The following is a 21,331-nucleotide window of genomic DNA, read 5'->3' as shown; positions in this document are numbered from 1 at the left end:
CACGGCCCGCCGTCAGTGCTCGGCCGCGTCGGCTCGCTGGTAGATGTCGGGGATGCCGTCGTGGTCGTCGTCGCGGGTCTCCTCCTCGTACAGGCGCCGGTAGACGCCGTTGCGGCGCCTGATGAGGAGGGCCGCCAGGGCGGCGGCGATGAGGGAGCCGACGAGGACCGCGGCCTTGACGTGTTCGGTGGTGGCCGGGTCGTGGAAGGCCAGTTCGCCGATCAGCAGGGCCACGGTGAAGCCGATGCCGGCCAGTACGGCGAGGGCGAAGACGTCCGCCCAGGCCAGGTCCGGATTGAGCCGGGCGCGGGTGAAGCGCGCGGCCAGATACGTACCGGCGAAGATGCCCAGCGTCTTGCCCACGACGAGGCCGACGACCACCCCGAGGGGCTCGGGCCGGGTGAACACCTCGCCGAGGGACGCGGCCGAGACGCCGACGCCGGCGGCGAAGAGGGCGAACAGCGGCACCGCGACGCCCGCGGAGAAGGGGTGCAGCAGGTGGGAGGTGCGCTCGGCGGGGGAGGCGGTCTCGCCCTTGTCGCGGGTGGTCCGGAGGATCAGGCCCATGGCGACGCCGGCGACGGTGGCGTGGACGCCGCCGTTGTACATCAGCGCCCAGGTGACGACGCCGAGGGGGACGTACCACCACCAGCCGCGCACCCGGAACCGCTGGAGGGCGTAGAAGACGGCCAGGCAGGCCAGGGCTCCGCCGAGCGCGGCGAAGTTCAGGTCGCTGGTGAAGAACACCGCGATGATGAGGATGGCGCCGAGGTCGTCGACGACGGCGAGGGTGAGCAGGAAGGCGCGGAGCGCGGCGGGCAGGTGGGTGCTGAGGACCGCCAGGACCGCGAGGGCGAAGGCGATGTCGGTGGCCATCGGTACGGCCCAGCCCTCCAGGCCGCCTCCGCCGGCCATGACCGTGGCGGAGTAGAGGGCGGCGGGCACGACCATGCCGCAGAGCGCGGCGACGACCGGCAGGGCCGCCGTGGCGGGCGTGCGGAGCTCTCCGACGACCAGTTCGCGCTTGAGCTCGATGCCGGCGACCAGGAAGAAGACGGCCAGCAGTCCGTCGGCGGTCCAGTGCTCCACGGAGAGGTCGAGTCCGAGCGCCGGTATGCCGAAGTGGAAGTCGCGTATCTGCTCGTAGACGCCGCTCCACGGGGTGTTCGCCCACACGAGCGCGACCACGGCTGCCGAGAGCAGCACCAGCCCGCCGACCGTCTCGGTCCGCAGTGCCTGGGCCACGGCGTTGCGCTCCGGGAGGGGGAGCAGGCCGAGGAAGGGAGAACGCTCGCGGGGGGCGGCAGCCATGGACGGGGCCTCCAGGAGATCGGCTTGAGGGCATACGAGCCCGAGGACGCCGACCAGACTTCCCGGCACACCGCGCGTCGTGAACGAGCCGCCGGAGAGGCGGCGTGACGCGTTGCCTCCACCCTAACCGCCTGCCGGATGACCCGCCATACCCCGTTTCACCTGCTGGAATGCGGTCTGCGGACATGGTGAGCGGGCCCGTCCACACCAAGGCGCGAGGTGTGTACGGGCCCGCTCGGGAGCCGGGCCGCGGGGGCGGTCAGACGGTGGTCTTCACCGACTCCTGGTCTTCGTCGTCCTCGGTGATCTCACCGGCGTCGCGGGCGCGGACGAACTCGAGGAAGGAGTTCAGCTCGCGCTTGACGACCGGGGCGAGGAGGTACAGGCCGATGATGTTGATGACGGCGAGCATGAAGAGCACCGCGTCGGCCATGTCGATGAGGGTCTGGAGCGTCAGCAGGGAGCCCGCGACCGCGAACAGGGTGTAGAAGACCTTGAAGGTCAGCTCACTGGTCCGGCTGCGGCCGAAGAGGTGCGTCCAGGCCTTCATGCAGTAGTAGCCCCAGGTCAGCACCGTGGAGATGGCGAACAGCATCACCGCGAGGGTGAGGATGTACGGGAACCAGGGCAGCACGGTGGCGAAGGCGTCCGAGGTGATGGTGACACCGCCGATGGACTCACCGCCCTGACGGAGCTCGACATAGCTGGCCGGGTTGGCGATGACGATGGTCAGCGCGGTCATCGTGCAGATGACGACGGTGTCGATGAACGGCTCCAGCAGGGCGACCAGGCCCTCGCTGGCGGGGTGCTTGGTCTTGACCGCGGAGTGGGCGATCGGGGCGGAGCCGAGACCGGCCTCGTTGGAGAACGCGGCCCGCTTGAAGCCGATGATCAGCGCGCCGAGGACACCGCCGGCGACGCCCTGGGGGTTGAAGGCGCCTTCGATGATGGTGGTGACGGCGGCCGGGACGGCGCTGACGTGGACCAGGATGACGACCAGGCAGGCGGCGATGTAGATGCCGGCCATGGCGGGGACGAGCTTGCTGGTCACGTTGGCGATCGAGCGGATGCCGCCGAGCAGCACGATGCCGACGAGTGCGGCGATCAGGATGCCGAAGAACAGGGCGCCGGCGGAGGAGCCCATGAGGCCGTCCTCGCCGCCGGTGACGGAGACGAGCTGCGCGTAGGACTGGTTGACCTGGAACAGGTTGCCGCCGAAGAGGCCGAAGAACAGCACGAAGAAGGAGGCCAGGACCGCGAGGACCTTGCCGAAGGTCTTGCCGTTCTTGCCGAAGCGCTCGGCCAGGCCCTTGGGCAGGTAGTGCATCGGTCCGCCGGAGACGGTGCCGTCGGCGTGCACCTCGCGGTACTTCACGCCCAGGGTGACCTCGACGAACTTGGTGGCCATGCCGAGCAGGCCGCAGAGGATCATCCAGAAGGTGGCGCCGGGGCCACCGATGGAGACGGCGACGGCCACACCGGCGATGTTGCCGAGGCCCACGGTGCCGGAGACGGCTGCGGTCAGCGCCTGGAAGTGGTTGACCTCACCGGCCGACCCCTTCTCGTCGTACTTCCCTCTCACCACGTCGACGGCGAGCTTGAACTTGCGGACCTGGACCAGCCCGAACCAACCGGTGAAGACCAGGCCGGCGACGACGAGCCAGGCGACGATGAGGGGCAGTTCCGTACCGCCCACGGGGACGGAGTAGAAGACGATTTCCCCGAGCCAGGTTGCTATGGGCTCGAAGAATCCGCTGACGGCTTCGTCGACGGACGTGGTGATGGAGTCGAGTGACACGGTGGTTACCTCGATGGCGCAGTACCGGCGCAAGGGAGGATGCGCCGGGAAGATGTGCGGTCTTTGAGCGAACGCCGTTGTCCGATCGGCGACCCTGGGCTCGCGCACCGCGGACTCGGTACGTGATCACCCTGGTCGTGCTGCCGGTGCGTGCCGGCCGCTCCGCGGTGTGGCGAGGGGTGGTGCCGTATGCGGAGTTGCGTAGTTCTACCACGGCCTTTACGCACTCTTTAGTGGCGCAGATCACATAACCGTCAGTAATTTTCGAAAGTGCCAGCGAGCGAAACCGGACCGTTATGTGGATGGCCTGATCCGGTCATCGGACGCGGGTCGATCGGGTGCTCGGGTGAGGTCGCGACGTGCGGCCGTCCGGTCGCCGGGTGCGGGTCGACTCCCGGGCGCTTGCCGCGGCCGGACGGCAAGGGTGGGGTGCGTTCACCCCTCCGGGAGCCGGTCGGAGAGGCTTCCTTGCCGGGGGTCGGCAACATATCGGCCTTTTCGCTGCCGGGGAGAGGCAGTGCGGCGGGATACCCGTGACGGTCACCATGAGGCGTCGAAACGGCACGCGCCTAGGTCGTGGCGTGCGGGACGGCGACAGCCCCTGCGTGCGGCGTCCCTGTGGACGTCGGCGGACGGTGTCATGCCGCCTGTCGACGCGGCCGGAAATCGATGGATGCGGACAGCCTTTTTGTCCTGTTCGCGGTCATGACTTTCCGTGATCGGCGAGCGGTCCTCGCACCGTTCCGCACCCGACGTCGAGCTGTGCCGCCGACCGCGGGGCCCGCTCAGAGATCCTGCGCCGGCCAGTCCAGGAGCCGGGCGCCGACGACCGCGGTCTGGAGCGTGTAGCGGTCGACCGGGTTGCCCGGGTCGGCGCCCGTCAGACGGTGGATCCGCTCCAGCCGGTACGTCATCGCCCGCACGCTCAGCGACAGCTGCCGGGCCGCCTCGGCCGCCACGCAGCCGGTGTCGAAGTACGCGGTGAGGGTGTCGATCAGCGGCTGGGCGCCGCCGCGGGCCTGCCTCAGCGGGCCGAGCACCGTGCGCACCAGGTCGGCCATGGCCTGCCGGTCGCGGGTGAGCACCGGGTACACGAGGAGGTCGGCGGCGCGCAGCACCGGGTCCTCCAGGTTCATGCGCTCCGCCAGGTCCAGGGCGTTGAGCGCCTCCTCGTAGGAGTGGACGACCCCACCGACTCCGGGATGGGCCCGGCCGATGGCCACCCGGCCCCCGTCGGTCGCGGCGTGCGCCTGCTTGGCGAAGAAGCTCAGGACGTCGGCCTGATCGCCCGGCGCGATGCAGATGAGCCGGCCGTTCTTCGTGGTCAGCAGGATGCGGCGGTCCCCGAACCGAGCAGCGAGGGACGACTCCACGCTGCGGGTGACGGAGTAGCCGTCGTCGTACGGCTCCGCTCCCTGCGCCACCGCGACCGCGTGGGCGTGCGACAGCAGCAGCCCGAAGCGCTCGGCCCGCTCGGCGAGGCGGCCGACGTCACTGCGCCCGTGGAGCAGGTCGTCGATGAACTCGCGCCGGGCCGCCTCCTGCTGCCGGATCGCGAGGCGCTGCGCCCGCTCGTGACCCTCGGCGAAGGCGTCCACCGCCTGCTCCACCGCGGACAGCAGGTGGTCGGCGGCGGTGCCACGCAGGTCCGCCCGTACGTCCTGGGCGGCGGCGAGGTGGGCGCGCACCAGGAGGCGGAGCCCGATGCCGGCCTCGGCGGCCCGCTCGCCCTGCCCGCGCAGCGCTTCGAGCTCGTCCCGGTTCAGCCGCCGGCCGGTGGCGCAGACCCCGACCAGTATCCGGGCGTACCCCTCCAGATACCGCTCGACTCCGCCCTGCTCGGCCATGGCCCCTCCCTGATTCCTGACGCGTCCCGCACGGTCCCGCACGGCTTCCCGGCGCGTGGGCGTCAAGGGTGACACGGCTCGGCCGGGGGACCGCCACCGGCATCAAGGGTGCGTAAATCTTGCCGGACGACGGCAATGCGCACCGGCGTGCCGCCCTGTCAGCATGACCGGACCGGGGCCGGTGCACCAGACCGATGCCGTAACCCGGAAATCATCGTGCCGCGCCGGCGACGCAAGGGGGACGCATCATGGACGAGTTCTGGCAGGCCGCCACCACGTTCCCCACGGTGCTGTTCACCGCGGCTCTCGTGGTGGTCGCCGGTTTCTGGCTGCTGGTACCGGTGGGCGCGGCCGGCACGGACAGCTTCGACGCGGACGTCGACGCCGGCGCGCTGGGCCTGGGCGGCGTGCCCGTCTCGGTGTCGGCGTCACTGCTGATCGCCCTGTCCTGGTTCGGCTGCCTGACCGGGTCCGTGCTCCTCGCCCGTGCGGGGTGGCCGTCCGCCCTGGTCCATCTGCTCGGCGCCGCTCTGCTGTGCGCCTCGCTCCTCGGCTCGTGGCGTCTGACCCGGGCGCTCGTGCGCCCCCTGGCCAAGCTCTTCCCCGACGAACCCGGGCCGTCCCTGCACGACTTCGTCGGGTCGACCTGCACCATCCGCACCGGGCGGGTGGACGCGGACTTCGGCCAGGCCGAGGTCGCCGCGCGGGACGGCTCCACCGCCGTCGTCCAGGTCCGCCAGAACGACGGCGGTCCGCTGGCACTCGGCAGCACGGGACTGCTGTACGCGTACGACGACGCCGGCGCGTTCTTCTGGGTCACGCCCTTCGACAAGGCGCTGGACCCCCGCGGCTGACCCGCCGCCCCTCCCGCTTCAACTCCCACCCTTCTATCGGGGGATTCCTCATGGATGCCATCTCCTGGGGCATCGGCGTGCTCGTCGCCGTCGTCCTGCTCATCGCCGTCGCCATGCTGTTCGTGATCAGCCGGCTGTTCCGCAAAGTGGAGCAGGGCAAAGCGCTGATCGTGTCGAAGATGCGGAAGGTCGACGTCACGTTCACCGGACAGGTCGTCCTGCCGGTTCTGCACAAAGCCGAGGTCATGGACATCTCGGTGAAGACCATCGACATCTCTCGCACCGGCCGGGACGGTCTCATCTGCCGCGACAACATCCGCGCCGACATCCGCATCTCGTTCTTCGTCCGCGTCAACAAGACCGTCGAGGACGTCATCAAGGTCGCCCAGGCGATCGGCACGGCCCGCGCCAGCGACCAGGCCACGCTGCAGGAACTGTTCAACGCCAAGTTCTCCGAGGCGCTGAAGACGGTCGGCAAGCAGCTGGACTTCACCGATCTCTACACCAAGCGCGACGAGTTCCGGGACCGGATCATCCAGGTCATCGGCACCGATCTGAACGGCTACAGCCTGGAGGACGCGGCGATCGACCATCTGGAGCAGACGCCGCTCGCCCAGCTGGACGCCTCCAACATCCTCGACGCCCAGGGGATCCGGAAGATCACCGAGCTGACGGCCGTCGAGCACGTGCGTACCAACGAGTTCCGGCGCACGGAGGAGAAGGAGATCACCCGGCAGAACGTCGACGCCCGCGAAGCCATTCTGGAGCTGGAGCGCCGGCAGGCCGACGCCGAGATCAAGCAGAAGCGGGAGATCGACACCGTACGGGCCCGTGAGGAGGCCGAGACCGCCCGGGTGGTCGAGGAGGAGCGGCTGCGCGCACAGGGCGCGTTCCTCAGGACCGAGGAGCAGCTGGGCATCCAGCGCGAGAACCAGGCCCGTGAGGTGGCCGTCGCGCAGAAGAACCGTGAGCGGGTCATCGCCGTCGAGAACGAGCGCATCGAGAAGGACCGCCTGCTCGAAGTGATCGCGAGGGAGCGGGAGACCGGACTGACCCGGATCTCCGCCGAGAAGGAGCTCGAGGCAGAGCGCCGCGAGATCGCCGAGGTGATCCGTGAGCGGGTCGCGGTGGACCGCACGGTGGCCGAGCAGGAGGAGTCCATCAAGAAGCTCCGCGCGGTCGAGGAGGCCGAGCGCAAGCGGCAGGCCGTCGTCATCGCCGCCGAAGCCGAGGCGCAGGAGCAGCTGGTCAAGGACATCAAGGCCGCCGAAGCCGCCGAGCAGGCCGCCGTCCACCGGGCGGCCGAGGAGCTGACGCTGGCCGAGGCCCGTCACAAGGCCGCCGACATGGACGCCCGGGCGAAGGTCCGCCTCGCCGAGGGCATCCAGGCCGAGGCCGCCGCCGAGGGCCTGGCCGCCGTCCAGGTGCGGGAGAAGGAGGCCGACGCCATCGAGAAGGCCGGCCGCGCGGAGGCCGGAGCGACCGAGGCCCGGCTGCGTGCCGAGGCGGCCGGTACCCGTGAGATGGCACTGGCCGAGGCCACCGCCGTCGGAGAGAAGCTCAAGGCCGAGGCGGCGGGCCTCACGGAGAAGGCCGCCGCGATGGCCGCCCTGGACGAGGCGTCCCGCACGCACGAGGAGTACCGGCTGCGGCTGGAGGCGGAGAAGGACATCCGCCTGGCCGGGCTGGACGTCCAGCGCCAGGTCGCCGAGGCGCAGGCCGCGGTGCTCGCCACCGGGCTGGAGAACGCCGACATCAACATCGTCGGGGGCGAGTCGGCCTTCTTCGACCGGATCGTCGGGGCCATCTCCCTCGGTAAGAGCGTCGACGGGTTCATGGACGGCTCGCAGACCGCCCGGGCGCTGGCCGGGCCGTGGCTGGACGGCTCCGCCTCCTTCACCGAGGACGTCACGAAGGTGCTCGGGTCGGTGTCCACCGCCGACGTACAGAACCTGACCGTGTCCGCCCTGCTGATGAAGCTGATGCCGGCCGGGTCGGGCCGGCTGGACGAGCTGATCGGCAAGGCGCGGCAGCTGGGCCTGGCCGACATGCCGGTGGCCGAGCTCGCGGGCCTGAACGGCGCCGCCACCAAGAGCTGACCGGTCAAGGTCCCGAAGACCTCCGGAGCTGCCGCGCGGGGGGCGGCAGCTCCGGACCCTTTCCACCACGCACACGAGGGAGCGGGAGAGCATGGACACGACGGGGATGGACGCCGGTACGTACGAGGTACTGCGCGACCGCCTCGACGCGCGGGCCGGCGAACTGGCCCGCCGCGCCGAGGCCCTGAACAACGCCCGCGTCGCCGCGTTCGGCGCCACCGGACTCGCCCTCACCGCCACCGGCCACCTCCGCACGGAACGGGACCTCGTGGCGCGGGACGTCGTCGCGGTCGGCGACGTGCTGCTCGCCGGGTACGAGGCGGCGTCGCCGGAGGACGTCTTCGCCCTCCACGACCGCGACCTGAACCGGCTCCCGGACGACGCGGTGCCCGGCCTGCTCGACGACCCCGCCTTCGTCACCGAGTTCGACGCGCTCCACCGCTACTACCGGGGCGCGCGACTGCTGCGGCTGCGGCAGGTGGACGGCAAGCTGCTCGCCGTGTTCCGCACCGGGGCCCAGGCCGAGGACATCCGTGTCCTGCGTTGGTCCCTCGCCCCCTCCGGCGAGGTGCGGTTCCTCGACGCCCGCGGCGAGCGCGACCACGTCCTCCCCGACCCGTACGACTTCACGTGGACCGAGACCACCCGGGACGACCACGTCCTCGGGCGGCACCCGCACATCGCCGTCGCCGGCGGCACGGTCTGCGTCTCGACGGTCGGCGGCACGCTCACCGTGAAGACCGAGAACGACACCGAGACCGGCGAGGGCGTCCACAGCGAGCCGGTCGAGGAGCCCCTGCAGTCACTGGCGGACGCGGAGGTGGCGTACGCGGTCGTCGGCGTCCTGATCCTGCTGCGCGTCCGCCCCTACAAGGAGGAGACCTGGCGCCACCTGGTCTTCCACACGCTCACCAGGTCCGTGGTCCGGCTGGACGGCATCGGCCAGTCGTGCCGCCGCCTCCCCGACGACCAGGGCATCGTCTTCCCCGGCGGCTACTGCCTGGCCACCGGCACGGTGAAGACCTTCGACACCGACACCTCCGGCCTGGAGTTCGAACGGGCCGTCCGCTCGCCCAACGGCGAGGACGTGCTGTACGTGTTCCACGCCGGCGCCGAGGGGCGCACCCTCCTGCTGCCGTACAACCTCATCCGCAAGGAGATCGCCACCCCGATCGCGTGCCGTGGTCACGCGCTCCTCGACGACGGCACGCTCGCCGCACCGCGCGCCGAGTCCGGTGAGCCCGCACGCGTCCACCCGGTGCGGCTGTGGCGGACGCCGTACGTGTCCGGGGCCGTCCCCGAGGGCGACGGGCCGCTCGCCCGCATCGGCAACGCCGACCTGGTACACGGCATCGCCGACTGCCTGGCCATCGCCCGGCAGGTCGCCGAGACCACCGCCACCGGCGAGATGTACGCCGCGCTCGTCGCCGCCTGCACCCGGACGGCCGACCGCTTTCCCTGGCTGGGCGACGCGGAGACGGGCGACCTGCGCGCACCGCTGGAGGAGGTCCGGGCGACAGCGGAGCAGGTACTGCGCGAGTTCGAGACCGTGACCGTGCTCCGCGCACAGGCCGCCGAGGCCCTCACCCGCGCCGGGGAGGACCTCCGGCGGCTGGTGCGGCGGGTCCGCGGTGAGGCACCGGCCACGGCCGAGGAGTGGATCGAGCGCATCACCGAACTGCGCCGTGCGCAGGGCCGCCTGGCGACGCTCAAGGAGATGCGGTACGCGGACACCGCGGCCGTCGACGCGCTCGCCGAGGAGGCCGGTACGCACATCGGCGCGACCGCTCGGCGGGCGGTCGCCTTCCTCCGGCGCGACGACGCCTTCACCGGCCGGCACGCGGAGGTGGAACGGCTCACCGCCGACGCCGGGGCGATCACCACGGCCGCCGAAGCGGCCACGGTCACCGAGCGGTTGGACGCCCAGGTCCACCGCCTCCGGACCCTCACCGAGGTGGTCGCCGGCCTGGACATCGGGGACGCGACCGTCCGTACGGCCATTCTCGAGCGGATCGCCGAGGTGCTGAGTGGCCTGAACCGCGTACGCGCTCTGCTCGCCGCCCGGCGCCGTGAACTCCTCGACCAGGAGGGACGGGCGGCGTTCGCGACCGAGTTCGCCCTCCTCGCCCAGTCCGTCACCGGTGCCCTGGCCGCGGCCGACACCCCGGAGGCATGTGACGCGCAGCTCGCCCGGCTGCTGCTCCAGCTGGACGACCTGGAGTCACGCTTCGCCGACCACGACGGCTTCCTCACGGAGATCGCCGACAAGCGCGCCGAGGTCCATGACGCCTTCGCAGGCCGCAAGCAGGCACTCCAGGACGCCCGCGCCCGGCGCGCCGAACGCCTCGCCGCCTCGGCCTCCCGCGTCCTGGAGACGATCGCCCGCCGGGCGGCCGGCCTGGACAGCCTCGACGAGATCAACACCTGCTTCGCCTCCGACCCGATGGTGGACAAGGTCCGCCGCACCGCCGCCGAACTGCGCGACCTCGGCGACCAGGCGCGGGCCGACGAGCTGGAGGGCCGGTTGGGGGCCGCCCGCCAGGAGGCGGGGCGTGCCCTGCGGGACCGCGCCGAGCTGTACGCGGACGGCGGCGACACCATCCGGCTGGGCAGCCACCGCTTCGCCGTCAACACCAGGCCGCCGGAGCTCACGCTCGTACCGCACCCGGACGGCGGCCTGGCCTTCGCACTGACCGGCACCGACTACCGCCGTCCGGTCACCGACCCAGGCTTCGCCGACACCCGCCCCTACTGGGAGCAGGTCCTGCCGTCCGAGAACGCCGGCGTCTACCGCGCCGAACACCTCGCCGCGCGGCTGCTGTCCGAGCACGGCGCCGGGTCGTTGGCCGGAGCCGACCTGCCCTGCCTGACCAGGCGGGCGGCCGAGGCCGCCTACGACGAGGGCTACGAGCGGGGCGTCCACGATCACGACGCGGCCGCCATCCTTTCCGTACTGCTCCCGCTGTACGAGCGGGCCGGGCTGCTGCGGTACCCGGCCGCCGACAGGGCCGCCGCCCAACTCTTCTGGGCCCACGGGACGACCGCCGCTGCCCGGGAGGCGTGGACGCGTGCGGCCGTGTCGCTCGTCCGGGCCAGGGAGACCTTCGGCACGGGGCCGGCCCTGGAAGCGCTGTGCGGCGAGCTGGCGGAGGCCGGGGCCCTGACCGGTCGCGCGGCCGAGTACCTCGTCGAGGAGCTGGCGGCCGGCGGCTCCTTCACGACCGGCCCGTCCGCCCGCACCCTGCTGGAGAAGTTCCACCGGGCGGTGGGCTCCTCGCCGTACGCCGAGGACGTCCGCACCCTCCTCGACGACGGGGACGCGACGGCCGCGCGGCGCCTGGTGGAGGGCTGGCTCCTGGCGTACGCGGCCTCCTGCGGCGAGGACGTGGACGCCGGCGACCTCGCCGAAGCGGTGGCGACCGAGGTCTGCCCGGACCTGTCCCGCCACGACGGGGACTGCCCGCTGACCGCCCGTGTGGAGGGACTGCTCGGCACGCACCCGAGGATCGACCGGGGCGTTCTCCACCTCCGCCTCGACGAATACCTGGCCAGGACAGGTGACTTCGCCCACCGGGTGGTTCCGGGGTTCCGCGCCTACCAGCAGCGCAGGAACGCGCTCATGGCCGCCGAGCGACGGCGACTGCGCCTGGACGAGTACCGGCCGCGCGTCATGTCCTCGTTCGTGCGGGGCCGCCTCGTCGACGAGGTGTACCTGCCGCTGATCGGCGACAACCTCGCCAAGCAGATCGGCACCACGGGTGCCGACAGACGCGCCGACACCGGCGGACTGCTGCTGCTCCTCTCGCCGCCGGGGTACGGCAAGACGACCCTCATGGAGTACGTCGCCGACCGCCTCGGGCTGCTGCTGGTCAAGGTCGACGGACCCGCCCTCGGCCACGACGTGACCTCCCTCGACCCGGAGGCGGCACCGAACGCCGAGGCCCGCCGCGAACTGGAGAAGATCCACTTCGCGCTGGCGGCGGGCAACAACGTCCTGCTGTACCTGGACGACATCCAGCACACCTCGCCCGAGCTGCTCCAGAAATTCGTGCCGCTGTGCGACGCCACCCGCACTCTGGACGGCCGCGACCTGCGCGGCAAGCGCTTCGCCGTCTGCATGGCCGGCAACCCCTACACCGAGTCCGGACAGCGCTTCCGCGTACCCGACATGCTCGCCAACCGTGCCGACGTCTGGAACCTCGGCGACGTCCTGACGGGCAAGGAGAACGCCTTCGCCCTAAGCTTCATCGAGAACGCGCTGACCTCCCACCCGGTCCTCGCCCCGCTCGCCGGACGGGAGCGCGCCGACCTGGAGCTGCTGCTGGACATGGCCGCCGGGGACGCCACCGCCCGCCGCGACCGGCTCGCCCACCCCTACGCGCCCGCCGAGCTGGAGCCGGTCCTGGCCGTGCTGCGCCACCTGCTCAAGGCCCGGGAAACGGTCCTCGCGGTCAACGCCGCCCACATCGCCTCCGCCGGCCAGGACGACAGCGGCCGCATGGAGCCGCCGTTCCGGCTCCAGGGCTCGTACCGCAACATGAACAAGATCACCGCACGGGTCTCCCCGGCCATGAACGACGGCGAACTGGCCGCCGTCGTCGACGACCATTACGCGGCCGAGGCCCAGACCCTCACCAGCGGCGCCGAGGCCAATCTGCTCAAGCTGGCCGCGCTGCGCGGCACGCTCACCGAGGAACAGCGGGTGCGGTGGGAGGCCGTGACCTCCGCGTACGTCCGCTCCCAGGCACTGGGCGGCGCCGGTGACGACGCCCTCGGTCGGGCGGTGGCCGCCCTCGGCCTGCTCGCCGACCGGGTGGCGGCCTTCGAGGGTGCGATCACCCGGGCCGCGGGCGCCGGCCGGCCACCGGGCGGCCCGTCCCGCCGTGAGGCGGACCGGACCGCCGGTGACGCCGGGGCCGTGGCAGGGTGAGCCGCTGATCCCGTGGGAGGGTGTCGGCGGCCGGCCTTCCGGCGGGCGTCGCCGGGCAGGGGTGACGGAGGGCGGCCGGGGGCGCCGGCGCCGTGGCGGGCGGCCCGGGGTGGGCCGGGCCCGGGGTGAGCCAGGCCCGGGGTGAGCCAGGCCCGGTATGGGTGGGCCCGGGGGTGGGGAGGCAGGTCGGCGGTGTCTCCCCGGGTGGTCAGGCCGTTTCTTCGAGGGTGACGAGGGCTCTGAAGCGCTCGTCCTCCTCCTGGCGCATCACCACGAGGACCCGGGCGCGGCCGGTCGCGTCGTGGGGGACCGGGTGGGCTTCGACGAGGCACGGGGAGTCGAGTTCGACGTAGCGGTGGAAGACCACGTCCATGGCCGCCGCCACGACCGTGCCCGGGCGGGAGAGGGCCTGGGCGGCCTGGCGGGCGGCTTCCATGAGGAGCATGCCCGGGGCGTGGTCGACGGGGTGGTCGAAGAAGAGCGGGTGGTGGACGTCGACGCGCAGGTCCCAGCGGCGCGGTGCGGGGGTGGGGGAGAGGACGACGTCGTGGAAGGTGTTCGCGCCCACCTCCCGCGGAGGCGCGGGCGGCGCGAGGGGGAGGGCCTTGTCCATCATCGTGCGGGCGTCGCCGCGGCCCAGGCGCAGGCGCTGGTAGACCGCCGGGGCCTGGACGGTGAACCGGGTGCGCGCGGTGCCGAGGTGGATGCCGGCCCGCCGGACGATGATGAGCAGTTCGAGCGCGGCGGCTCTGGAGCCGCGGCGCACCACGTCCTTGCAGGTGACTTCGAGGTTCAGTGCGGTGGGGTGGCCCGGGTCCGCGGCGAGGGCCGGGACGGCGGCGCTGTAGCGGAAGTCCTCCCACAGCAGGTGGTGCCCCAGGGGTACTGCGAAGGCGTGGTGGCACAGCAGCGGGAACGTCTGGCGGACGGTCTCCACCAGCAGCATGGGATCGTCGTGCCCTTCGCGCTCCGGGAAGAGCGCGTGGGCGCGGGTCCAGTCGGCGGTGACGTCGAAGGTGTCGTCGGCCGTCTGTTCGTAGCCGGTCAGGAAGACCTGGTCGGGGTCGTCCTTGTGAACGAGGTGCTGAGGCACCGAAGTGAGCGGTGCTTGGTGGCTGGCGGTCGTGGACAACGCGAATTCCCCCCTGGGATGCGCATGGCGACGAAACGGTGTCCTGCATAGGGCTGGCGCGCCGGGCAATGGGCAGTAATATAGAGGGCGTTCTTTTTTATGTCGAGAGAGTGAGGGTGAACGCATGGGGCAGCCGAAGCAGGAACGGGCTGTTCAGACCCGTTTGGCGCTCATGCGAGCCGCCGCCGAGGTCTTCGACGAGCACGGCTACGCGGGCGCCGGCATCAACAAGATCCTCAAGCGGGCCGGGCTGACCGCGGGCGCCCTGTACTTCCACTTCGGGTCGAAGGAGGGCCTCGCCGAAGCCGTCATGAACGCGCAGCAGGACACCATCGAGCCGCTGCTGGAGTCCCGGGGGCTCCAGCGCCTGGTCGACATCACCCTGGTGTGGGCCCACCAGCTCGGCGTGGACCCGCTGCTGCGGGCGGGCGTGGAACTGTCGCTCGGGCACGAGGGCTTCGCGGACGGAGCGCCCTTCGAGAGCTGGCGCGAGCTGATGGCCGGGTACCTGCGCGAGGCGCGGGACCTCGGGGAGCTGCGCGAGGGCGTGGACCCGGAGGTCGTCGCCCGGTTCGTGGTGGGCGCCTGCACCGGCGTACAGCTGTACTCGCGGCAGGTGGACAGCCGCGCGAGCCTGCCGCAGCGCGTGAAGGAGATGTGGGACTGCCTGCTCCCCGGCATCGCGGCCCCCGGCACCGCCCAGGACTTCGACGCCGGCGTCGCCCGTGGCGAGCGGCTCAGCCGGATGGGGGCGCGGGCGTGACGCGGGACGCCGGCGCCCGGCCGGTCGTCGCCGTCACCGGGGCCACCGGGACCGTCGGACGGCTCGTCGCGCACGGGCTCGCCGCAGGCGGCGGGGCGGAGGTGCGGCTCCTGGTGCGCGATCCGGACAAGGCCGTACGGGCCGGCCTGCCGGGGCGGGCCGTCGCCGCCGACTTCGGCGAGGCGGGGCCGCTGCGGGAGGCGCTGCGGGGCGCGGACGCCGTGTTCGTCGTGACCGGCGACCCGCTCCGCCCCGACCACGACGAGAACGTCCTCGCCGCCGCCCGCGCCGCCGGGGTGCGCCGCGTGGTCAAGCTGTCCGCCCTCGCCGTCCTCGACGCGGGCGCCCAGGACCCGCTCACGCGCTGGCAGCGCGACAACGAGGAGCGGCTGCGGGCCTCCGGGCTCGACTGGACGCTGCTGCGGCCGCGGGCGTTCATGTCCAACGCGCTCGGCTGGGCCGGCTCCGTACGCCGGGAAGGCGTCGTCCGGGGGCTGTACGGATCGGGGCGCAACGCCTGCGTCGACCCGCGCGACGTCGCCGACGCGGCCGTACGGGCGCTCCTCGACCCGGCGTGCGCCGGGCGGAGCTACGCCCTCACCGGGCCCGAGCCGCTGTCCCCCCGGGAGCAGACCGACCTGCTGGGCGAAGTCCTCGGCAGGCGGCTGGAGTTCGTCGAGCTGACGGAGGAGCAGGCCGTGGAGCGGTGGCGCGCCCGCTGGCCCGAACACCTCGTCCAGGTCCTCCTGGAGGGCGCCCGGCGGCAGCGGGACGGCGCCAAGGCGGCGGTCGCGGACGGCGTCCACGAGGCCACCGGGCGGCCCGCGCGCGGCTTCGCCGACTGGGCGCGGGCGCACGCGGAGGCGTTCGGCGGCGCGCCCGTGGCGGCGCCGGGCGCTGGTGACTCCATGTGACGGAGGGGCCGCCCGACGTGATGTGGATCATGTTTCCACCGTCGCGCCTCTGGAGTTGAATGCCTTTCATGATCATTGACCGGGGGATGCTGAACGGCCGTACTGTCCTGATCACCGGGGCCTCCAGCGGGATCGGGGCCGCCGCCGCGCGGCTGTTCGCGGAGGAGGGCGCCGCGCTCGTGCTGATGGCCCGCAGGGGGGACGCCCTCGCCGAGGTGGCCGCGCCGCTCGCCGAGGCCGGGGCCCGTGTGGCCGTCGCGGCCGGTGACGTGACGCGTCCGGCGGACGTGGAGCGTGCGGTCGCCACGGCGGTCGACACCTTCGGCTCGCTGGACGCGGCGTTCAACAACGCCGGGTGGGGGACCGGCGGGACGGTGCTGCACGAGCTGGACGAGGACGTGTACGACCGTGTGATGGACCTGAACGTGCGGGGTGTCTGGAACTGCCTGCGCCACCAGATACCCGCGATGCTCAAGGCCGGGTCGGGCGGGGCCATCGTCAACACCTCCAGCACCGCCGGGATCGTGGCCACCGGCGCCGTGGCCCCCTACGTCGCGGCCAAGCACGCGGTACTGGGGCTGACCAAGGCCGCCGCCATGGAGTACGGGGAGTCCGGCATCCGGGTCAACGCCCTGGTCGTCGGCAGCACGCGTACCGAGCTGATGGACGAACTGCTCCAGGACGTACCGGAGCTGGAGGCCAGTTTCACCGCACGTGCCATACAGAAGCGCATGGCCCACCCGAGGGAGGTGGCCCAGGCGGCGGCCTGGCTGTGCAGCGACCGTTCCTCCTTCCTCACGGGCGCCGCGATGCCCGTGGACGGCGGGTGGAGCGCGATCTAGTCGCCGGGGGGAAAGGGCGGAGGGGGGAAGGGCGGAGGGGGGAAGGGCGGGGCGGTCGGTCGCGGTGGGCCGCGGTGGCCGCGGGCGTCCCGCGGTGGGGGCCGGGATCGCGGCCGGGCGCCGGCCGTCAGGAGGCGGAGTGGCTGGGGGCGCGGGTGCCGATGCCGTCCATCACCAGGTCCCACAGGTGGGCGAGTTCCGCCGCGCCGTCGGTGCGGGGACGGGTGAGCAGGGCGGCGGCCGCGCCGTGGACCAGGTGGGTCGCCAGGCGGACCAGCGTCTCGGCGCGGACCCCCGGGGCCAGCAGGCCGTGCCGCTCCGCCTCGTCCAGGAGCAGCCGCACCTGGGGGACCCACGCCTCGTCCCACACCGGCAGGGTGTGGGTCAGTGACTGGGCGGCCCGTACGCGGCTGTCGTGGGCCAGCAGGTCGACCAGCCCGCAGGTGACCGCGACGACACCGGCCAGCGGGTCCGGCGCGGCGCGCCGGGCGCGCTCCACCGCGTGCCGGGTCACCGCGACGCCCGCCTCCTTGACCGCCGCCGCCAGGTCGTTCTTCTTGGCGAAGTGGAAGGTGAGCGCGCCCATGGAGATGCCCGCGCTCCGGCAGATGTCCTGCAATGAGGTGCCCGTGTAGCCGTCCCGGGCGAACGCGTCAGCCGCGGCCCGGACCAGCCGTTCACGGGTCAGCAGGGCCCGCTCCTGCTTGACCACGTCGTCACCCTCTCTTCTTCGCCGGTCTTCTCTTACGTCCACGCGACTTCGCACGCTACTGGGCTTCTGCTCGGCGGGAGTTGGGCCGAAGCCGCATCCGCGACGTCCTTGGCAAGTCCGTGTCCGGGTGGCGAGATGCCGAAGTCGCATCCGGCCGAACATGCACGCTTCAAAAACATAGAGAGAGTTCGTTATGGTTTTCCTCGTTCACCGATACGGCCTGCCGACGAGGGGAGCTGACATGACCGACCGCCCGGACACGACCGCGCGGGAGCCCATGGCGCACGGGGCGGCCCACGAACTGACCCACCGTCTCTTCCACCGCCTGCCGCGCGCCGACCAGCGCCGGTGGGCCGGTGCGTACCTGACGGGACTGCTGACCACACCGGGCAAGAAGTCGGTACGGAAGATGGGGTGGGCGGTGTGCTCCTCGTACACCGCCTCGCAGTCCCTGCACCAGGCGGTCAACGAGAGCACCTGGTCGTGGACCGACGTCCGCGCGGAGCTGACGTCCTGGTGCCGCGAGCGCACGGAGGTACGCGGCTGGGCGCTCGGCCGCGTCACGCTGCCCAAGCGCGGCCGGTACTCCGCCGGGGTGCACCGCCGCTTCGACCCCGCCGCCGGGCGCACCCTCAACTGCCAGCTCGGCATCGGGCTGTTCCTGCTGACCGGGCGGGGCGCGGCCGTCCCGGTGGACTGGCGGCTGCACCTGCCCGACGAGTGGCTCGACGACACGGCGCTGCGGCGCCGGGCGAGGATCCCCGACACCGTACGGGCCGGCTCGCCCGGCCGCCTGATGGTGGAGCTGGCCGCGGCGGCCGGCGGCAGCGGTGCCCCGGTGGTGGCCGACGCCGAGACCGTCGCGGAGGCGGCCGAGCTGATCGGCGGGCTCACCGCGCTCGGGACCGACTGGGCCGTCTCGGTACCCGCCGCGACCCCGGTCCTGGCCGGGCCGTCCACCGCCGGCCGGCGCCCCGCGACCGGGCCCGCCGGCGGTGTCGCGGTGACCGCCGGGACCCTGGCCCGGCAACTGCGCGGACCGGCGCGGGCACCGGGCACCGGAGCGCCGGACGCTCCGGTCGTGCTGCCCGCCCTCGTGCGCACGCCCGAGGCGGACCGGCCCCTGCGGCTGGTCGCCGCCCGGACGCCCGGCGCACGGTCCCCCGAACGCCTCTGGCTCACCACCCTGCACGGCCGGCACCTCGCCGAAGCCGCCGGGCTCTTCCGCGCCCCGGCGGTCGACCCGGCCACCCTGACGGGCCTCGACGACTGCGGGCTGCGGGACTTCGAGGGCCGCTCCTACCCGGGCTGGCACCGCCACATGACGCTCGTGTCGGCGGCGTACGGCCACCGGGCGCTCGGCGCGGACGCCGTGCGGCACGCGGAGCGGCTGGAGGTGCGGGCCGCGTGAGCGGGACGTCGATCACCGCGACCCTGGTGGAGCGGGCGGCCGGCTCCGGGGCCCCCGTGGGCCGGGGCCCCTTCGACCGCTTCGCCTCCGCCCTGACGGAGGGCCTCAGCCGCGCCGCCGTGACCGCCCCGGCGGTACGCGGGACGCCGGCCGTACGCGGGACGCCGGCGGTACGCGGTGCCGGGGCCGTGCTCGGCAGGTGGCAGGCCGAGGAGACGCTGCGACTGTTCCGGGACGCGCTGGAGGAGCATCTGGACGCCCCGCCCGAGGGTCCGCCGGGCGGCGCCGACGAGGAGCGCGACGCCCTCCTGGGCCTTGCCCGCCGCGCCGTACGGCGGCTCACCGGCGAGCGGGACACCGCACCGGGCACACCGGCGGGCACGCCCCGCGCCCCGAGCCTGGCGCCCGACCGGCTGCTGGCGGCCTCGCTGCTGCTGGCCGAGTGCGCCGTCCGCAGCGGCGCCGGGGCCGGTGCCGTGCTGCCCGGCGTCCGCGAGGTCTTCACCGCCGCCGCGCTCGGCACGGCGGAGACCCGGGACCTGTGGCAGGAGCGGCGGGCCCTCGCCCGGGACGTCCACGACCGGATCGGCGGCCCGCTGACCGCCGCGCTCCACGCCCTCGAAGCGCTGGGCGCGCCCGACGCACCCGAATCCCCGTCCGGCAGCGCACCGGCCGCCGCCGCTGCCGTGCGGGCCGCCCTGGCAAGGGCCGCGCGCGGGGCCGGCGAGATCGTCGCCGGGCTGCACCGGAACACCCCCGTGCCCGGCCTGCGCCGAGCGGTCGAGGACGTACGCGCCGTCGGCGAGGCCCGGGGCGTGACCGTGGAGTGGTCGATGACCGGCGACGAGACGGGGCTCCCGGAGCTGTTCCGCCGCGAACTCGCCCTCGTCCTGCGGGAGGCCCTGCTCAACGCCATCGTCCACGCCTCGGCGCACCGGGTCGTCGTCACCACCCGCGTCACCCGCCGCTGGGCCCACACCCACGTACAGGACGACGGCGCCGGCTTCGACGTGGCCCACACCCTCGCCTCCCGGCCCGCCCACGGGCTGCGGGCGATGTCCGAGCGCATGGAGTCGGTCGGCGGCCGGCTCGCCGTCCGCAGCGCGCCCGGGAGCGGGACGCGCGTCGACATCCACCTGCCGCGCTACCGGCCGGTGCCACGAACCCCCCATCAGGTTGCTGAGAAGCGGAGTTGCCATGCATAAAGTGCTCATCGCCAACCGTGGCGAAATCGCTGTCCGTGTCGCCCGTGCTTGCCGGGACGCCGGGATCGGGAGCGTGGCGGTCTACGCCGATCCGGATCGGGACGCCCTGCACGTCCGTGCGGCGGACGAGGCGTTCGCCCTGGGCGGTGACACCCCGGCCGCCAGTTATCTGGACATGGCCAAGGTGCTGCAGGCCGCGGCGGACTCGGGGGCGGACGGGGTCCACCCGGGGTACGGATTCCTGTCGGAGAACGCGGAGTTCGCCCAGGCGGTGATCGACGCGGGTCTGACGTGGATCGGTCCGCCGCCGCAGGCCATCCGGGATCTGGGTGACAAGGTCGCCGCCCGGCACATCGCCCAGCGGGCCGGTGCTCCGCTGGTGGCCGGCACTCCCGACCCGGTGGCCGGGGCGGAGGAGGTCGTGGCGTTCGCCGAGGAGCACGGCCTGCCGATCGCGATCAAGGCCGCTTTCGGTGGTGGCGGGCGTGGTCTGAAGGTCGCCCGCACCCTGGAGGAGGTCCCCGAGCTGTACGACTCCGCCGTCCGTGAGGCGGTCGCGGCCTTCGGCCGGGGCGAGTGCTTCGTGGAGCGCTACCTCGACAAGCCCCGCCATGTGGAGACGCAGTGCCTGGCCGACAAGCACGGCAACGTCGTGGTCGTCTCCACGCGTGACTGCTCGCTGCAGCGCCGGCACCAGAAGCTGGTCGAGGAGGCGCCCGCGCCGTTTTTGTCCGCCGAGCAGAACGCGCAGCTGTACGCCGCGTCGAAGGCGATCCTGAAGGAGGCCGGCTACGTGGGGGCCGGCACGGTGGAGTTCCTCGTCGGGATGGACGGCACGATCTCCTTCCTGGAGGTCAACACCCGGTTGCAGGTCGAGCACCCGGTCACCGAGGAGGTGACCGGCATCGACCTGGTGCGGGAGATGTTCCGTATCGCCGACGGCGAGGAGCTGGGCTACGACGACCCGCCGGTGCGCGGTCACTCCTTCGAGTTCCGTATCAACGGTGAGGACCCGGGCCGCAACTTCCTGCCCGCGCCCGGCACGGTCACCACCTTCGCGCCGCCGTCGGGTCCGGGTGTGCGGCTGGACGCCGGTGTGGAGTCGGGCAGTGTGATCGGCCCGGCGTGGGACTCGCTGCTGGCCAAGCTGGTGGTCACCGGTGCGACGCGTGAGCAGGCGTTGCAGCGTGCGGCGCGTGCGCTGGAGGAGTTCCAGGTCGAGGGCATGGCCACCGCGATCCCCTTCCACCGTGCGGTGGTGGCCGACCCGGCGTTCACCGCCGATCCGTTCCGGGTCCACACCCGGTGGATCGAGACGGAGTTCGTCAACGACATCAAGCCCTTCACCGCTCCGGCCGACACCGACACCGACGACGAGCCCGGCCGGGAGACCGTCGTCGTCGAGGTCGGCGGCAAGCGCCTGGAGGTCTCCCTGCCGTCCTCCCTGGGCATGAGCCTGGCCCGCACCGGCCTCGCCGCCGGCGCCAAGCCCAAACGACGCGCCGCCAAGAAG

Annotated in this window: 14 protein-coding genes; 9 read left to right on the top strand and 5 right to left on the bottom strand. The window is 73.0% G+C overall.

Features of this window, described 5'->3' with window-relative positions:
• Positions 1-12: 12 nt before the first annotated feature.
• The 3 genes from nhaA to A4V12_RS11340 all read right to left on the bottom strand — a co-directional run bounded on the left by nhaA (position 13) and on the right by A4V12_RS11340 (position 4,956).
• The gene (gene nhaA / locus A4V12_RS11350; RefSeq protein ID WP_064069172.1) at positions 13-1,311 is read right to left on the bottom strand and encodes a Na+/H+ antiporter NhaA; all 1,299 of its coding nucleotides are present in this window, start codon (positions 1,309-1,311) and stop codon (positions 13-15) included.
• A 259-nt stretch (positions 1,312-1,570) separates the two neighbouring features.
• Entirely contained in the window at positions 1,571-3,109 is a 1,539-nt protein-coding gene (locus tag A4V12_RS11345; protein ID WP_064069171.1) for an alanine/glycine:cation symporter family protein, read from the bottom strand.
• Between the two features lie 785 nt (positions 3,110-3,894).
• Positions 3,895-4,956, bottom strand: coding sequence for a PucR family transcriptional regulator (locus tag A4V12_RS11340; protein ID WP_064069170.1), 1,062 nt, complete (start codon positions 4,954-4,956; stop codon positions 3,895-3,897).
• Between the two features lie 248 nt (positions 4,957-5,204).
• Between A4V12_RS11340 and A4V12_RS11335 the strand changes: the two genes are divergently transcribed.
• From A4V12_RS11335 to A4V12_RS11325, 3 genes are all read left to right on the top strand, one after another.
• On the top strand, positions 5,205-5,810 hold the full coding sequence (locus A4V12_RS11335) for a hypothetical protein (RefSeq protein ID WP_064069169.1): 606 nt from the start codon (positions 5,205-5,207) through the stop codon (positions 5,808-5,810).
• Between the two features lie 50 nt (positions 5,811-5,860).
• Entirely contained in the window at positions 5,861-7,909 is a 2,049-nt protein-coding gene (locus A4V12_RS11330; protein ID WP_064069168.1) for an SPFH domain-containing protein, read from the top strand.
• A gap of 91 nt (positions 7,910-8,000) precedes the next feature.
• Positions 8,001-12,839, top strand: a complete 4,839-nt coding sequence (locus A4V12_RS11325; protein ID WP_064069167.1) for a DNA repair ATPase — start codon at positions 8,001-8,003, stop codon at positions 12,837-12,839.
• Positions 12,840-13,047: 208 nt separating this feature from the next.
• On the opposite strand, the gene A4V12_RS11320 is transcribed toward A4V12_RS11325, so the two are convergent.
• Entirely contained in the window at positions 13,048-13,932 is an 885-nt protein-coding gene (locus A4V12_RS11320; RefSeq protein ID WP_064069166.1) for a ScbA/BarX family gamma-butyrolactone biosynthesis protein, read from the bottom strand.
• Between the two features lie 163 nt (positions 13,933-14,095).
• On the opposite strand from A4V12_RS11320, the gene A4V12_RS11315 reads away from it, so the two are divergent.
• The 3 genes from A4V12_RS11315 (at position 14,096) to A4V12_RS11305 (ending at position 16,490) form a co-directional block, all read left to right on the top strand.
• Positions 14,096-14,734: a ScbR family autoregulator-binding transcription factor gene (locus A4V12_RS11315; RefSeq protein WP_064069165.1), complete on the top strand. Its 639-nt coding sequence runs from the start codon at positions 14,096-14,098 to the stop codon at positions 14,732-14,734.
• Positions 14,731-15,648, top strand: coding sequence for an NAD(P)H-binding protein (locus tag A4V12_RS11310; protein ID WP_064069164.1), 918 nt, complete (start codon positions 14,731-14,733; stop codon positions 15,646-15,648). Before A4V12_RS11315 ends, A4V12_RS11310 begins: the two co-directional genes overlap by 4 nt.
• A 68-nt stretch (positions 15,649-15,716) precedes the next feature.
• On the top strand, positions 15,717-16,490 hold the full coding sequence (locus tag A4V12_RS11305; RefSeq protein ID WP_234372141.1) for an SDR family NAD(P)-dependent oxidoreductase: 774 nt from the start codon (positions 15,717-15,719) through the stop codon (positions 16,488-16,490).
• 127 nt (positions 16,491-16,617) lie between these two features.
• Here A4V12_RS11305 and A4V12_RS11300 read toward each other — a convergent pair whose 3' ends face one another.
• Positions 16,618-17,244 (bottom strand): TetR family transcriptional regulator, encoded by a 627-nt coding sequence (locus A4V12_RS11300; RefSeq protein WP_159028851.1) that lies wholly within the window; start codon positions 17,242-17,244, stop codon positions 16,618-16,620.
• Positions 17,245-17,443: 199 nt separating this feature from the next.
• Between A4V12_RS11300 and A4V12_RS11295 the strand changes: the two genes are divergently transcribed.
• The 3 genes from A4V12_RS11295 to A4V12_RS11285 all read left to right on the top strand — a co-directional run.
• A complete protein-coding gene (locus A4V12_RS11295; protein ID WP_159028850.1) occupies positions 17,444-18,613 on the top strand; it encodes an IS701 family transposase in 1,170 nt (389 codons plus the stop codon).
• Positions 18,610-19,818, top strand: a complete 1,209-nt coding sequence (locus A4V12_RS11290; protein WP_064069161.1) for a sensor histidine kinase — start codon at positions 18,610-18,612, stop codon at positions 19,816-19,818. The genes A4V12_RS11295 and A4V12_RS11290 overlap by 4 nt, the downstream gene beginning before the upstream one ends.
• A partial coding sequence (locus A4V12_RS11285) for an acetyl-CoA carboxylase biotin carboxylase subunit (protein ID WP_064069218.1) occupies positions 19,811-21,331 on the top strand: 1,521 nt, incomplete at its 3' end. The genes A4V12_RS11290 and A4V12_RS11285, both read left to right, overlap by 8 nt.

The sequence above is a fragment of the Streptomyces noursei genome, assembly GCF_001646665.1.
Classification (GTDB): Bacteria; Actinomycetota; Actinomycetes; order Streptomycetales; family Streptomycetaceae; genus Streptomyces; species Streptomyces lavendulocolor.
Note: the sequence above shows the minus strand (reverse complement) of the source record. Positions and strands in the feature narration are given on the sequence as shown.